At 43.8% G+C, this 15,817-nt stretch carries 13 protein-coding genes; 9 read left to right on the top strand and 4 right to left on the bottom strand.

Annotated elements, in window-relative coordinates; genetic code table 11:
- Positions 1 to 56: 56 nt before the first annotated feature.
- The 3 genes from lepB to A5882_RS07750 all read left to right on the top strand — a co-directional run bounded on the left by lepB (position 57) and on the right by A5882_RS07750 (position 2,585).
- Complete coding sequence (gene lepB, locus A5882_RS07740) at positions 57 to 536, top strand: signal peptidase I (RefSeq protein WP_086299120.1); 480 nt, start codon at positions 57 to 59, stop codon at positions 534 to 536.
- Between the two features lie 73 nt (positions 537 to 609).
- Complete coding sequence (locus A5882_RS07745) at positions 610 to 1,374, top strand: hypothetical protein (protein WP_035006577.1); 765 nt, start codon at positions 610 to 612, stop codon at positions 1,372 to 1,374.
- Positions 1,375 to 1,421: 47 nt separating this feature from the next.
- Positions 1,422 to 2,585: a hypothetical protein gene (locus A5882_RS07750; RefSeq protein ID WP_008378017.1), complete on the top strand. Its 1,164-nt coding sequence runs from the start codon at positions 1,422 to 1,424 to the stop codon at positions 2,583 to 2,585.
- A gap of 54 nt (positions 2,586 to 2,639) precedes the next feature.
- On the opposite strand, the gene A5882_RS07755 is transcribed toward A5882_RS07750, so the two are convergent.
- Complete coding sequence (locus A5882_RS07755) at positions 2,640 to 3,089, bottom strand: MerR family transcriptional regulator (RefSeq protein ID WP_008378019.1); 450 nt, start codon at positions 3,087 to 3,089, stop codon at positions 2,640 to 2,642.
- 89 nt (positions 3,090 to 3,178) lie between these two features.
- On the opposite strand from A5882_RS07755, the gene A5882_RS07760 reads away from it, so the two are divergent.
- Complete coding sequence (locus tag A5882_RS07760) at positions 3,179 to 4,228, top strand: zinc-binding dehydrogenase (RefSeq protein WP_185953769.1); 1,050 nt, start codon at positions 3,179 to 3,181, stop codon at positions 4,226 to 4,228.
- Positions 4,229 to 4,656: 428 nt separating this feature from the next.
- Entirely contained in the window at positions 4,657 to 6,135 is a 1,479-nt protein-coding gene (locus A5882_RS07770; RefSeq protein WP_086372631.1) for a helix-turn-helix domain-containing protein, read from the top strand.
- Between the two features lie 203 nt (positions 6,136 to 6,338).
- Here the strand turns inward: A5882_RS07770 and A5882_RS07775 are convergent, their stop codons facing one another.
- Positions 6,339 to 7,505, bottom strand: a complete 1,167-nt coding sequence (locus A5882_RS07775; RefSeq protein WP_034871877.1) for an NADP-dependent malic enzyme — start codon at positions 7,503 to 7,505, stop codon at positions 6,339 to 6,341.
- 30 nt (positions 7,506 to 7,535) lie between these two features.
- Positions 7,536 to 8,864 carry a 2-hydroxycarboxylate transporter family protein gene (locus A5882_RS07780; protein WP_086299125.1) on the bottom strand — a complete coding sequence of 443 codons (1,329 nt, stop codon included), beginning with the start codon at positions 8,862 to 8,864 and terminating at the stop codon, positions 7,536 to 7,538.
- 167 nt (positions 8,865 to 9,031) lie between these two features.
- Between A5882_RS07780 and A5882_RS07785 the strand changes: the two genes are divergently transcribed.
- The 3 genes from A5882_RS07785 (at position 9,032) to A5882_RS07795 (ending at position 11,958) form a co-directional block, all read left to right on the top strand.
- Positions 9,032 to 10,561: a sensor histidine kinase gene (locus A5882_RS07785; RefSeq protein WP_086372632.1), complete on the top strand. Its 1,530-nt coding sequence runs from the start codon at positions 9,032 to 9,034 to the stop codon at positions 10,559 to 10,561.
- Positions 10,558 to 11,250 carry a response regulator gene (locus tag A5882_RS07790; protein WP_086299718.1) on the top strand — a complete coding sequence of 231 codons (693 nt, stop codon included), beginning with the start codon at positions 10,558 to 10,560 and terminating at the stop codon, positions 11,248 to 11,250. Before A5882_RS07785 ends, A5882_RS07790 begins: the two co-directional genes overlap by 4 nt.
- 144 nt (positions 11,251 to 11,394) lie before the next feature.
- On the top strand, positions 11,395 to 11,958 hold the full coding sequence (locus A5882_RS07795; protein WP_086372633.1) for a hypothetical protein: 564 nt from the start codon (positions 11,395 to 11,397) through the stop codon (positions 11,956 to 11,958).
- A 140-nt stretch (positions 11,959 to 12,098) separates the two neighbouring features.
- On the opposite strand, the gene A5882_RS07800 is transcribed toward A5882_RS07795, so the two are convergent.
- Positions 12,099 to 13,598 (bottom strand): helix-turn-helix domain-containing protein, encoded by a 1,500-nt coding sequence (locus tag A5882_RS07800; protein WP_016611264.1) that lies wholly within the window; start codon positions 13,596 to 13,598, stop codon positions 12,099 to 12,101.
- A 207-nt stretch (positions 13,599 to 13,805) separates the two neighbouring features.
- Here A5882_RS07800 and A5882_RS07805 point away from each other — a divergent pair.
- Positions 13,806 to 15,817, top strand: a 2,012-nt coding sequence (locus A5882_RS07805; RefSeq protein WP_254908466.1) for a VWA domain-containing protein, incomplete at its 3' end; no start/stop codon positions are given.

Consider the following 15,817-nt stretch of genomic DNA (forward strand, 5'->3'; position numbering starts at 1 on the left):
TAAATAGTCAAAGGCTACGTACGACGTAAAATTATGGTAGAGGAGCAACAGGTATCATGGGTCGATTCCAAAAGCAATGGGCACTTCGTGTGTTGGGAATAGGTTGTCTGCTACTGCTGCTGTTCTATTTCTTTTCAAACTACAAAATGGCTCGTGTCAGCGGTGATTCGATGGCCCCCATTATTCAAAACAACGAGTTAGTCGTTATTCAAAAGAATCAGTTGCCGCATCGTTATGATCTCGTCGCTTTTGAGCATGAAGGGCTGCTGATCGTAAAACGAGTGATCGGGGTTCCTGGGGATTCCTATGCGCGCAGTGGCAATCGTTTGCTATTGGGGGCATCAGGGTCCTATTATGATTTTTCCTATACCTTTACACTGACGCAAGAAACGGCGAGGGAATTGCCGGTCGGAGGCATCTTGCAGCCAGGAGAGTATTTCGTCGTTGGGGATGCGATCATGCACTCGATCGATAGTCGTGAATTTGGTATGGTGACGAGCGAGGCGCTTCGTGGGGTCGTCTTGAATTTCTTTTAAGGATTCAACGTGGTCAGTCAGCGTGTCTGTTTGAAAATCGAGGCTCAATTATGGACAAAAGATGGAAAGGGGGATGTCCGTGAAGATTGTTTATGTCAGCATACTGCTGCTTTGTTTTGTGGCGATCGGGGTGCTTGCTCAACGGGGATACCTCGAAATCTTTGTTCGAAGACTTGAGCGACGAACAAATATGACGGAGTTGGAAAAAAGAAAACTGGCTTTTTTTAAGCATAAGATTCGTAATGAACATCCGTTAGCGTTACTGATGGTGAGTGGTCTGTTTCTTATGAGTTTGCTGCTTTTGACTTTTACTCATGTTTCCATACATGCGCAAAGCTGCAGGGTAGCAGAGGAAAGGGAGCAGATGAAACAGGAAATCTTACATTTACAAAAAGAACAGATTGAAGGGACGCAACGACCGTTATCGGTGTACCCGTCTGCAGGTCTCCCTTTTGAAAATCTTGCTTGGCAGACGCTGCTGATGGCGGATGATCGAGAAGCGCGTTTTCAGCTAGAAGAAGAATTTGGGACGCAAGTGACGCCTTTTTTAGGACCGACAGTCGTGCTGATCCATATTGACCAACCGCTGCAAGAAATCACCCTAACGAGTTCAAGTCATTTGAACTCTTCTGCGGACTTTCCTGCTTGGGAAGCTAATTTGCAGCGAATCATCGATGATCTATCGCAGGCGCAAGGCGTGAAACGGTGCCATTTCGTGTTGCAAGTAGCAGATACGCCCGATACGTCATTTGAACAAACGATCGTCCGCAATGCTCAGGGACAGTGGCAAGTACTCAACCGAAAAGAGCTTGTCCAAGCTTCAGACACGGGAACTTAGAATGAAACAATCAAAAGAGTTATTGACGAAAGGGAGGGATTCAAGGGATGAGTAAGAAGAAGGGACGTGGGTGGTTTTCTGCTCAGACGCTATTCGACGAAATGAACCAAGTGTCATTGAAAGAATTAAAAGGATTTGAAGAAACGTATGAGAAAGAAAACAGAACCGCTGAGACAGCTGTTGCCAATGGACCGGCGAAAGAAGCCTTCGCCGATACCGCAAAAAAGAAAGCTACTAGCAATGATCAAGAAATGACGGGTACCAGTAGTAAACCCCAAAAAGGCAAAAAACAAGGGCAACGAAGTGGACAGGCGCCGGCACCGTCTCCTTCAGTACAAGCGGAACTAGAGGAACGATTGGAGCCAGAAGGATCGCCTAAGCACTCGATGCAACCCTGGTCCTCAGAAACTGGCATGCCACATCCAGTAAGCAGTAAAGGGAAGAGAAAGCGTAAAAGCACCAAAAAGCGTAATGAAACTGTCAATGCGCCCTTGCCTAGCTATCAAGAAAAACGCTCTTTTGAAGCGTTTACCGCGGAAGCGAACGAGGAGCAGATGGAGCTGGCGCCTGTCTCACCAGCAGATATGAGCTTTGAACAAACCCATCAAGAGTTAGTGTTGGCACGAACGAGAATCACAGAACTTGAAAAGCGGCTCCATGCAGAAACCTTGCATCGCTCACAGTCGGATATCCAGCAAGTGAAAGAAAAAGCGATTTTTGAACGCTTGGATTGGGCAAGAGAAAAACAATGGTATGAAAGCAAAGCCCAAGAACAAAAACAGCTGCTGCTCCAAAAAGAAGAGGTCATCACAAATTTGGCGAACCAACTCGCTGAAAAAGAAGCACAGCTGGAGGAGCAGGATCGAGGCCCTCAGGAAGAAGAAGCCGCTGCGCTTCGCAAAGCGGTCAATGAGCTGCAAAAAGAAAACCAAGAGTTACAAAAAGAAAATCAGCAGTTTCAAGCGGAGATGCGAGAGATCTTGCTGTTTGCTAGAAAGAAAGCAGACCGGACACTTGAAGAAGCGCAGGTTGAAGCAGAACGGATGATCTACAACGCCGAAATGCGCTTGAATATCGCCCATCGTACGGCAAAAGAGATCCTTGATGAAGTGAGCGATACGAAAGAGAACATGAATACTCTCTTTGATTATTTGTATGAACAAGTCTATTCACTAGCAGACAAGCAAGTATTTGAAAAGTACCAAGAATAGGTTTGCTTCGGATCACTAGAAGCAGGCAGATAGTACTGTGAACGTTACATAACGTTAGCGATCTTCGCTTTGGGCGGTGATCGCTTGAAACTTTTCTTTGTTTCTCAACGACATTTTGATTGGGAAATGGATTTGTTCTGTACCGGCTGCGATCGCTGATTCATAATACCAGCACTTATGGTCGATCAACGCCATTGATTGCTGCAAAGCGTCTATCTGCGCTTGCAGCGCTTTTTTTTGTTCAAGAAACATTTTATGGCGTTCTTGCAGCGAGTCATCACCAAGGCGTGTCAATTGTGCATAATCTTTGATCTCTTTAATGGTCATGCCTGTTTCCTTCAGACATTCGATCAATTCCAGCATCTCAATTTCGGTATCTGAAAATAAACGGTAGCCAGATTCTTTGCGCGCTAACGTCGGCAAAAGGCCTTCTTTGTCGTAATAGCGGATGGTTGACGTGGGGATATTTAAGGCTTTCGCAACTTGGGATATCGTATAGGTCATTTTTTTCACTCCTTAACGTTGACTTTAAAGTTAACTTTAATGTTAGTATGACAGAAAGCAAAGGAAAAAGCAATGAGGAGGAAACAGAGATGACAGAAAAAAACATGAAAGCTGCTGTATTAAAAGGACCAGAAACGATCGAGGTCAAACAAGTACCTGTGCCGAAAGTGGAAGAAGGACTGATCGAGATCCAAGTTTCAGCGTGCGGCGTCTGCGGCAGTGACGTGCATATGTGGCAAGCAGGGAAAGGTTGGGGCAAAACAGGGGAGTCCGATTTTATCATGGGTCACGAGTTTTGCGGTGTCGTGAAGGATGCAGGCGATAGTTCCTTTAAAATCGGCGATCGCGTCGCTTTTTGGGCAAATCTTTATTGTGGAAAATGTGAGATGTGCCAAAAAGGGCAAGAGCATTTGTGTCGGGAAGTAAACGGCACCAATTATATCGGCTTTGTCTGCAATGGCGCCTATGCCGAACGGTTTGTCGGAAAAGCGTCCAATGCTTATAAATTGCCAGATACAGTTTCAGATACAGCAGCTAGCTTGATTGATCCCTTGATGGTTGCCTATCATGCTATCCGTAAATCCAATATTAAGTTAAATGACAAAGTCTTGGTTTCTGGAAGTGGGATCATCGGGCAATTGATTGGCGAATTGGCAAAAAAAGCTGGGGCTTCTTATGTGGCCATGTCCAAAATCAACGATACAAAAATTGAGAAAGCCAAGGAATTGGGAATCTTTGACGATTACTTTGACGCTAAGGATTCAAACCGCGGGGAAGTATTGAAAGACGCGTCTGCTGGTGGGTTCGATTTGATTTTTGAAGCGGTCGGTTCCAGCAGTTCCTTAGCGACATGCATTGAGGCTGCTCGTCCTGGCGCAACGATCGTGGCGATCGGAAATTCCGTTGCTCCCGAAATTCCTTTTTCATTAAATCGGTTGGTCTTGCAAGAAATCAAGCTCATCGGCAGCGTTTCTTGCACCCGCCAAGAGTTTGAAGAAACGATCGATTTGATTGCTAGTGGCATGATCGATCCCACAAAATATATCACGGATGAATACCCATTGGAAAAACTGCAAGAGGCGCTAGAACGCCAAACGTTAGAAGATGATCCATTGGTCAAAGCGGTTGTGAGGTTTTAAATCCGATCCAGAGAAGAATGCCAAATGAAAATCGGGCACCGAGTATTGAACAGACATAGAATGATAGCTGATTCTGCTTAACATCTACGAGGTGTTAAGCTTTTTTATTTGAATCTGCAATAGAAAATCTGTTGCGCACAGGCAAAAGGTTGTGTGTATACATGGGTGTCAGCACTTTTCTTATTTGTCGCGTGTCGCAGTGCTAGCATTTGATCCAGGAAAAGAATGGTGCTTGCCTTGCTATGGATTGAAAGAAAGCCCGCAGCAAGTTCAAAAAAGCGAAAGCGAACTTTTCTGACAATGGATGTTTCGTGCCACATCTTATGTTTTTAGAAAGAAGTTCATTTGACGTAGCGAAGAAAGGGGTTTCTGTTGTATGGTAGAATGAATAGAGCCAAGTCAGAAAAGGAAATGAGTGAAGAAATGGCATGAGGGAACTTCAGATGTCTTTTATTACAAGTCCGAGTACAAAGCGTTGGATGCAGATATTAACGATTATTGAACGAGAACAAGTTTTTAAAGTTGGGATTCTTTCTGAGCGATTGGCTATTTCTCAGCGGACATTGGTGAAAGACCTACGCTTGATCAAAGAGCATTTTGGCGAATGTATTGAATTGGTATCAGGTAATAGCGGATTTCATTTCGAAGAACGAAATCGTGTTCTCTTTAAAGAAAAAAAAGAGCAGCTATTAAATCAGGAAGTTTTATTTGAAATCATTGGGAACATTTTTTATGGAGAAGTAGTTGATCTGAATGAATTGGCTTATCGATACAATTATGCGGAAACAACATTACGAAGGTTTATTGCACGTGTGCAACCAGCCTTAAAAGAGTATGGACTTTCTCTAAGTTTCACACCGGTTACTTTGGTAGGCGATGAAGCAAATATTCGTAAATTCTTTTTTGATTTTTACTATGTAGGTGAGCCCACCCCCTATACGATCAGACCACCAGAAGGCCTGCATCATGTAATTCTAAAGGGACTTTCTGATAAATTGGGAAAATATGAAGTAGGTACTGGCTTGACGATCTCGGCTTTTTATTCACTGCTGTATATAACGATTGTACGGGCGCAAAAGGAGCACTATGTTTCGATTCCTGACTGGGCAAAAGAGCTTGTCTATCAAGAAAATGATTTTAAATTGCTAGAGATTCTGAAAGAAGTCATTTTCAAAGAGTATGGGGTATCTTTACCCAAAGAAGAACTTGCTTGGCTTCACTACATGATTATATGTACGCGGACAATCAATCAATACGATCGAGAAAAAACTTTTCTAGCTCGATTTAATTTCTGGCCAGAAGTGAAGCCGATCGTAAAAGCGTATTTTGCTGGTGCCGAATTTAAGGGCTGGGATCAGTCACTGCTAGAAGATTATCTAACCTCCTTTCTGGTGTCTAGAAAACTTAATGAAGTGATTTGTCCATCTTTGAACAAGCGACAAGCTGAAGAAGTCGCCTCAATAAAAACATACCATCGAGAGTCTTACTACAAAAATAAAGCATTTTTGGAAAAGTACAAAGAAGAGTTAGCTTTTGCGACAGAATTTATGGAAGATATTGCTATCAGTTTTACAACGGTAAGTGATTTACTGCGCGACTATTATCAGCCGAAAAAAAATATTTTGTTTCTTATAGAAGGGGACTCAATGGTCGTTCAAATGATTCGATTACAAGCAATTCGGCTCTTTGCAAACAAGTATCAAGTCATTTTTCTTTCATTGCACGAATTAACAGAAGAACGATTAAAAGCGGACCAGAAGGTTTTGATCGTCACAAATTATCGTCCCTATATCCTGGATTATGGTTTGACGGATGATTATATCTTGTTAAGTAGCATACCAACGAAGAAAGATTGGGAGCGTGTGATTTGTCGATTGTATCCTCAAACTAAAGAGTGCCCTCTGTGAAGTGAACCAAGTGAAGCAATAGTGAATGGGAAGTTAGGGAGTATTTTTTCGGACTGTCTTCTGGGAGGAAACTTTCGATTATCTGTAAAATCCGACACAAAAATGTACCAACTAGTTTTCATAGTCGGTACATTTTTGTAGCTATTTTTCATTTTATTGGTATCAAACAACTAGCGCTGCAGTCACTAATGATACCAATCTATTTAATCTTTTTTCCCCGCATTCTTCACGCTTTCTGCCACGACTTTAGCGACATCAGGCTGAAACGCATCTGGAATGATAGTGGTTGGAGTCAATGCTGATTCGGGGATCAAACTAGCGATCCCTTGTGCTGCTGCGATCTGCATCTCGATCGTGATGTCTCTTGCTCGAGCGTCTAATGCGCCTCGGAAGATTCCCGGAAAGGCCAAGACATTATTGATCTGGTTAGGGAAATCACTGCGACCAGTACCGACGATAAAGGCGCCAGCTGCTAGTGCCTCATCAGGGAAAATCTCTGGCGTTGGATTCGCCATAGCAAAAATCACTGGTTTTTCTGCCATCGTTTTGATCCACTCAGGGTGCAGCACACCGGGAGCTGAAACGCCTACGAAGACATCTGCTCCTTTGAGGGCATCTTCTAGTGTTCCTGTTAGATGTTGACGATTGGTGACTTTGGCAATTTCTGCGTGATGGGGCGCAAGTTCATGGTTCGTTTCTGAAATGATCCCTGCTTTGTCGACAACAGTGATGTGTCTGATGCCAGCAGCCAAAAATTTTCGGGTAATGGCAAGGCCAGCAGAACCACCGCCGTTGATCACGATTTTGACCTCTTCAAAGGATTTGTCGATCAGCTTCAGGCTATTGATCAAAGCGGCTAATACCACGATGGCAGTTCCGTGCTGGTCATCGTGGAACACGGGGATCGGTAATTCTTCAATCAAACGTCGTTCGATCTCAAAGCAGCGAGGGGCGCTGATATCTTCTAGGTTGATCCCACCAAAGGTTGGTGCGATCGCTTTGATCGTTTGAATGATTTCTTCGGTGTCTTGCGTATCTAGGACGATCGGAATCGAATCGATTCCGGCAAAGCGCTGGAACAAGGCCGCTTTGCCTTCCATGACCGGCATAGCTGCTTTGGCACCGATATTGCCCAAACCTAACACCGCTGAGCCATCGCTGATCACGGCGACAGTATTTTTCTTGGTGGTCAAGGTGTAGGCGAGTTCTTCGTTTTCAGCAATTGCTGATGAAACAGCTGCGACTCCTGGGGTGTAGGCGATACTTAAATCTTCTTTTGAATCAATAGTGACTTTAGAAACGACGGCTAATTTGCCCCCATTTTCCTCGGCTTGTTTCATAGCTGCTTCTTTGACATTCATCGTTGACATTCTTGATTTCTCCCTTCCGATTTCAAACAATTAAAATAATAGTCGTAAAAGTGCGGTCATTGAGATAACCGTGATCGCGCCACCCAAACGTGTAGCTACTTGGGCAAATGGCATCAAATTCATGCGGTCGGCGGTACTTAAGATCGCGACATCGCCGGTTCCACCCATTCCGCTTTGACAAGCAGAAACGATGGCTGCTTCGATGGGGTACATGTTCATAAAGCGAGAAACGATAAATCCCGTGGCAATCACAGTGAAAACAACGCTAATAACGACTAAAAAGTATTGCCAGGTCAGCATACCGACGACATCTTTCAAAGGAATATAAAGCAGTCCTAATCCTGCCATGAGTGGAAATGTAAAGTTACCAGAGATGAATTTGTAAAGCTGTTTTGATCCTTTTTGTGTTTCTTTTGGTACGACATTCAAGTATTTCAAGAAAGCGGCTGCTACGATCATGAGAACAGGTCCAGGAAACCCAGTGACGTGTTCCAGCAAACCGCCGAGAATAAAGAGCGTACAAGCGGTCAGCACACCGGCACCCATCAATTTGACGTCGATCGGTGATTGATCTTCAACCAACGCATCTTTCAAATCATCCCCATCACTCATTTTGACGAGTTGGCCTTTTCCTGAAAGCTGCGGTTTTTGTTCCCCTAAGCGAGTCAACAAGCCAGTACAAACGATCGCGAAAAAGTTGCCGATGATAGTGGCTGGAATCAACTGACCGACCAATTGCTCGCTACCTAAACCAGTGATGGCACTATAGCCTAAGGAAAGTGGTAAGATTCCTTCCCCAATACCGCCGGCTAAAACAGGAGTCACAATAAAGAACAAAGTGTGTTTCCAATCTAGCCCTAACAGGACACCGACAAGGGTACCTACGCCCATCGCTAAGACCATGCCTAACATCATAGGAATGATCATTCGCATCAACCCTTTGACTAAGATTTTGCGATTCATACCTAAAATGCTGCCGCAAACCAGACAGGCGATATAGAAATAAAGGAAGTTTGCTTGCTTCATTAAGATATTAGTTGATTCCAATACGTTTTGATTGATGAGATTAAAAAAGACCAGGATTGACGGAATCAACAAAGAAAAAATAGCGGGACCACCAAAATTCTTGATGATGGGGATGTTGGCACCAATCGTTCCTAATAACCAGCCTAAACTTAGGATAACGGCGAACCCCCCCAACATATTGACAGGCAGTTGCTGTAGAAAAGCAGTGATCAAGATAATGGCAGACATTACCAGATAGACGGGCAAAGGAACGGAACCAACATAGAAAGACCACCACTTTGCTTTGGTTTGCTTTTTTTCAACAACGGGTTGTTTTGCGACGACTTGTTTCATTCAAATACCTCCTTTAGATGTTTCCAGTATAAGGAAGCGCTCACAAACAAAGAAGATTATTTAACTAATTTAATTAAATACAACTTAAAAAAAGACCTTCGGAAAAAGATTCCTATGTTAAAATGAGCGTGTAATGAACGCTTATTAGCAATTGAGGAGGAACGACTATGCGAGAGCGGCCAGTTCGGCTGTGGGTGCTGTTAGTAGGAATTTTTACCAGTACCTTATGTATCGTTCTAACATTATTTTATGTACTGATGATGATGGAACAAAAAGAGCAAATGCACCGGGATGAAGAAACGCTGCTGCTATCGATCGGTCGTCAGTTAGCATCAGAAGCGGAGGTCAAGCAAGCACTGCGGGAAAAGAAAGCCAGTCCCCAGTTGCAATCATATACCAATGAATTAGCAAAAAATTATGGGTTGGATTTTATTGTTTTGATGGATCAAGACGCTATTCGGATCACGCACCCAGACCCTGAAAAGATTGGTCAACCTTTTACAGGTGGCGATGAAACACCGGCAATTGAAGGCAAGGAGTCTCTCTCCATTGGCAACGGCACCTTAGGACAGTCCTTACGTGGGTTCGTTCCAGTGAAAGAAGATGGAGAACAACTTGGCGTCGTGGCATTAGGGATTAAAATGACTTCACTGCAATCGCTAATCTTACTATCGCAAAAAGGCTATCGGAAAGCATTGTTCATCAGTTTGCTATTAGGCGGGGGGATTGCATTATTCGTGGCATTTTATTTGAAACGACAACTGCATAATCTGGAACCGCAAGAAATCTCACGTTTGTTAGAAGAACGCAATAGTATGCTGGAAGAAACCAAGGATGTTGTTTTTGTCTTAGACTTAGCGAAGAACATCTTGCTGGCAAATCGAGCTGCCACGGCATTGCCGCTTGCTACTGCATCAGAAGATGGCTTGGTTGGCCAATCCCTGCTAACGATCTTGCCTGCTTTGCAGCACGTCGATTTTGACAAGAAGCAAGAGCGGTTAGTACAGCAAGAAGGGCAGGACTATGTCTTTTCATCGGCGCCGATCATCGTGAGAAATCAGCAGATAGGGCATATTATTTTTCTAAGAAATGCGACAGAGTCTTTATTTATTGCGGATCAGTTGGCAAATACGACAGCCTATGCGACGGCACTGCAAAGTCAAGCCCACGAATTTATGAACAAGCTGCATGTCATCTATGGTTTGGTGGATTTAGAAGCCTATGAAGAGTTGACGATCTATTTGGATGATATTTTGAAACCAGAGAAAGAATTTGCTCATCGGTTAGCGATTCTTATTAAAAACCCTTTGTTGGCAGGGTTTTTGATTGGCGAGCGGCAAAAATTTTTAGAAAAGAAATGCCAGCTGTTGTTAGAAATTTTTCCAGAGATTCCCCAAGGGGCCGTTGCACATGAAACCAAAGTCTTATTAAACCTTTATCAATATATACATCATCTTTTGCTGCAAAAGCATTTGACTCAAGAGGTATTTATGAAAATCGAGTACCAAGAAAATCAGTTGCAAACGAGTTGGCAGCTAGTGGAAGAAATGTTGACACCAGCGGAACAAGTGACTTTACAGCAAGTAGGCTATTTTCAGCAATTACTGCATGAAGTCAATGGGACCATCACTTTTCAGGAAGCGCAAGGCGTCCTAGAAGTGACGATCACGAATGATTATCGGAAGGAGCAGCTATGAAAGCCAATATTTTGATTGTTGAAGACGATCCGATGGTTCAATTTATTCATCGCAGCTATTTAGAACGTTTAGCGGTTTTTGAGCGAATTTTTTCGGTGGAAACAGTGGAAGAAGCGCAAGAAATGCTACAAAAAGAAACCATTGAGCTGCTCTTGCTGGATATCCATTTGAAAGATGGCAATGGCTTGGAGCTGTTGCAAACATTACGGGAACAACAACAGGCTGTGGATGTGATCATGATCACGGCTGCCGATGAAACACGATTGATCAGCCAAAGCCTACATTTGGGGATGCTGGATTATTTGATCAAGCCGTTTTCCTTCGAACGATTTGCCCAAAGTATCCAAGTATTTCAGCAACGACGCGAAAGTCTCAAACATCCGCGGATCGCTCAGCAGCAAATCGATCTGCTGCTGCAGGGAAACCAAAAAAGTCCGTGGATCGAACTAGAAAAAGGGTTGACAGAAGACACGCTTCAGTTGATCCAAGAAACGATTCGTACTATCAAACAGCCATTTACAGTCCAAGAATTGGCGCAAGCTTGCGCATTGTCCCATGTGTCGGTAAGAAAGTATGTCGCCCACTTAGAAAAGACCAAAGCCATTCGCAGTGAAAATGTGTATACAAAAATTGGGCGTCCGTATAAACAGTATTTTTTGACATATGCAGCAAAGCAGACAACGGATTGAATAATGAGCTCTCATTATCAGCTGCGATAAATGCATTTAATAATCAAAATACGAGTATTTTTCTATTTTTGTTAAGATTTTATGGTTATTATTTCAATTAAACCTATTCTTTATTAGACTGATTGATAAAGAAGGAGGAATAAAATGAATAAAAAAACACTGGTTTTACCAATAATCTTAGTTACTTTAACAGGGTGTGGGGCTCAAAATGAAGACGACACAGCACAAGCTGATACGGTTGAAGTGCCAACGATCACCCTCGCTGCAATCGAAGAAGCACAAGAAGCTTGGGCTGAGAGCATCGTAGCTATTGGGGAAGCAAGTACGCAGAGTGAGGAAGCTGCAGAAGAACAAGCTAAAGAAACCCTTGATACGTTGTATGCATTTGATGAAGGAACAGTCCTTTTTAAACCGACGAAAGCTGCTGAAATTCCTTTCCGCTCAACAAAGGAAGAAGCTTTGTCTTATTTCGTTGGTGGTGATATTGAAGAAGACAGCGGGTTTGCTTTAGAGCCGTGGACAAATGTACGCTTTGACAACCACGATACGATTCTAAATGGTGATACAGCACTTTCTTCAGGCAATTATTATTTTACATCTGGTGAGACCGGAGAAGAGGTAAAGGTCGAATATACATTTGGGTATATGTTGGATGAAGACGGCAACGTTCGAATCCAGTTGCAACACTCGAGTGTTCCTTTTCGTTAAAGGAACTAGCAACAGATTTAACTATTGGTTGTATAAAAGTAATACTGTATTGAATGAATGAAACAAAACGAGACGACGAAGTACCTACTTTCATTACTTCGTCGTCTCGTTTTGTTGGAGTGATTTGAGCAGAGCAATCATTATTTTTGCGATTGGAATACTTCAATCGCCTGATGAATTGCTAACAAATCAGGAAGGGTGACTTGTGCATTGATCAATAGGACCGGTGCTTTTTCATAGGTTTCAGACAATGGAGTGGTGCTTAGACAGAGATCGTAGTCGTCGTCGACAAACTGATCACGAATATCAAGGTTGTAGAACCCTTGAAAGGGCGCTTTGATCAGTTCTCTGATGGTCAGCGAAATCGCCAGCGGCAAGTCTGTTTCCAGTTTGATCTTGATTTTCTGCTGAAAAGTAGCTGGCGGTAAAATCAGCGTCCACGCCATAGCGACATGAAGAGAAAATCCGCTTTGTTTCAGCGGCTCTTTTTGGTATAACGAAGTTTTTGTCACTAGCTTTTCGGCTTGCTTTTGCAAATCAGGAAAATGTTCTGTTAAAAACTGGGCAGTATTATAGCCGGCTAATGTATGGTCGACCGGTCCAAACAATTCGACAGTCAAAAGCCCATTCAAGAGGGTATTCACGATCCTACTTTTGCAAGGGCGGGTCAACTCGGATTTTGGTGCGAACGCGGTCATCGACCAGAGAAGTTTTTGGATGCTCGTCGTTGGTTTTTTTGGGGAAAACGCAGCGTCCAGTTGCGCATCGGCAAACGTTCGATCGAGATTCGATGCTAGCCATAGAAAACAAAAGCGGCGTTCATTCTCATCAAGAAAGAAGTGTTCCGCTAGTTCTGACGATAAATGGTTGTAGATGGCGGTCTCTTCATCAATCAGGGATTGAAACAGGGAAAGATCTTCCCCAATCAAAGGGGCTTCGATCGCTACTGCTTCTGCTGAAATCCGTTGTCCTTTGCGAAACCGCAAAATAGTGACAGCCAAAATGTATGTGGTCATTTTCAATTCGATCGGGTTAAAGGGAATCTGATTGTTTTGGTAGAAGTCTTGTGCGATGGTTTCACATTTTTTCTGGGAAAGACCAGTAAAGGGCCAATGCAGACCGGCAAATGTTCGCCAAAAGAAGACCATCATAAAGTAGCGGATACGGGCTTCGCTGCCTACGAGTCGAACCGTCCCTTTTTGCTTTTGCAGCTGAAATCCCAATGGAGCAAGCAGTTTTTGCAACGCATAGATTCGTTTACGAACGGTTGATTCGGAGAAGTAATGGTCAGCGGCGAATTGGATCAAATTGATCTCATTTTGCAGCAAAAGGGTTTCCAGTAAATAAAAAAAGGGATTCGCTTCCAGCAACTGCCGACTCAATCGCTTGTAGTCTCGCTTAGTCCCAATGAAGGATAACCCAAAGCCGTGTTTGGCAACCAAAAGCGGTGAGGGATCGTCTTGTAAGGAAAGCGAGCGTTTGCTTAAAGTGTCGAAGCTTTTTTGGATGGAGCGGCGATCCAAAGCCAACGCTTGACTGATCTCTTCAATGGGAACAAAACGTTTTTGAAGATACAAAAACCGCAACAGGTCGATATCTCTCTTGAGAGTGTGTCCAAAAAATGGATAAAACCGTTCCATAATTCAAGCTCCGTTCTAAAGGTTTCTCTATGTACTCGATTCTCTTATGATAGCACAAAAAACGTGATTTTTTTGTAAATGAAATCAGCAATTTTTTGTCTCCTTTTCGCAGCAAAACCTTCTATACTGTTTTCTGACAAAGACTCGCTTTTCTCAGCATTCATGGTCTGCTGAGGAAAGCAGTGCGGAAATAAAGGAGCGAAAGTGATGAAACACAAAAGAGGTTGGCAAAAGTATACAGGGATTTTTTTCCTGTTGTTGATGGGGGTTCTCATGGGCAGTCTGACTGTAAACAGTGAAACCACCACGTATGATTTTGACTATCAAACTGATGCGACCGGACAGTATTTGACAAATGGAACGGCGCAAGGAGATACGTACAACTACAAGTATGGACAGGCGCCGGGGGTTGCTTTTGATGAAGAGAACTATGTCAATTATGCAGATGAAGCTTATCTGAAAAAGAGTGTCAAAGAAGCTGCGGGCCAAGGACTATTTGATGTAACGTTAGCTGTCAAAGGCAATCAGACCAGTACCCCTGTTGATCTGGTCATGGTGATCGATTATTCTTCCTCCATGACTGGAGAAAAATTAACCAACGCCTTGTTGGGGCTGCAACAGTTTGGAAATGAATTAGCTGATTCGCTAGCGAATGGCTCCATTCGGATCGGGATCGTTGCCTACAATCGAGAAGTTTACACTACCAACGGTTTTTCTACCGATATCGCGTACTTGGAACAATTTCTGCGTGAGACGGCCGAATCCCATTCTGGAACTTTTATGCAAAAAGGCTTATTGGCTGGACAACAACTGTTACTGGAAGAAAGTCGTCCAGAAGCGGAAAAGCTGTTTATTCATATCGGTGACGACAGTGCCAATCGTAGTTATTTGCCAGTAGATGAGGCAGCGGTTTATCAAAATACCGGCGCAATCAGTGACTATAACGGTTATCACACGGAAAGCTATATTGAAGAATTTCAAACGTCAGCCACTGCTTACCATACGACAAGTAAAAATCCATCAGATTCGCAAGCCATTCCTGTTAGCAACACTGTGGTGACAGACGAGACCCTTGGCACGATCGTCGCGCTTAAAAAATCTGGTTTTACCTATTATTCGGTAGCAACGGCGCCTTCCGCACGAGGGGAATACATTGGGCGCAATCTGGCGTCTGCACCGAGCAATTACTTAACAACGGATGAAAACCTGAGCGGATTGGGTTCAGCATTGACAGAAATCGCCAATCATATCGATAAAACCATCCCTGACGGGACGATTACAGATCCGATGGGAGAGGGCATTCTTTTGCAAGGGGCAGGTAATTTTGATGCTGATCAGTATCAGTTAGTCGGATGGCGCAAAAATGCGCAAGGAGAGTGGGTCGAGGCGCCGGAAGTTGCAACTGGAGTAACCGTTTCTGAAAAGGATCAGACTATTACCGTCAGTGGGATAGCCTTAGGTGAAAATGAAAAATTGACCTTGACCTACCAAGTTCGCTTGAATACGGAAGCCCCAGATTTTAAAGGAGAGGCGTGGGTGTTGTGCAATGGCCGTACGACCTTAACACCAGCAAGCGATGATGAAGCGTTGGATTTTCCGATACCTTCCATCAAGGCACCCAATGTTTCCCTTGCTGTTCTCAAAAAGTGGGTCAATGTCTCAGCAGCTGAGATTCCAGACCAAATCGATTATCAAGTCAAAAGAACCACCACTACGGCAGCAGACAGTTGGCAGCAGTCAGACCGTTTGACCCTTGAAAAAGCCAATGATTTTCAAGCATCATTAACAAAGATACCCGTTGCTGGTCAAATGGCAGACTTACCAAAATACAACAATCAAGGGGAAGACTTCGTGTATCAGGTTGAAGAAGTCAATATCCCCGACGGCTTCGAAAGCAGTGTGACGACTGAGGGAGATACCCTTGTAATCACCAATACAAAAAAAGAAACCGAACCAAGTACAACGGAACCAAGTACAACGGAACCAAGTACGACGGAGCCAAGTACCACAGAACCAAGCACAACCGAACCAAGTACAACGGAGCCAAGCACAACAGAACCAAGTACGACGGAGCCAAGTACAACGGAGCCAAGTACAACGGAACCAAGTACGACGGAGCCGAGTACCACGGAACCAAGTACCACAGAACCGAGTACGACGGAGCCAAGTACCACGGAACCAAGCACAACCGAACCAAGTACAACGGAGCCAAGTACCAC

It is taken from the genome of Enterococcus sp. 4E1_DIV0656 (assembly GCF_002140695.1).
GTDB lineage: Bacteria > Bacillota > Bacilli > Lactobacillales > Enterococcaceae > Enterococcus_D > Enterococcus_D entomosocium.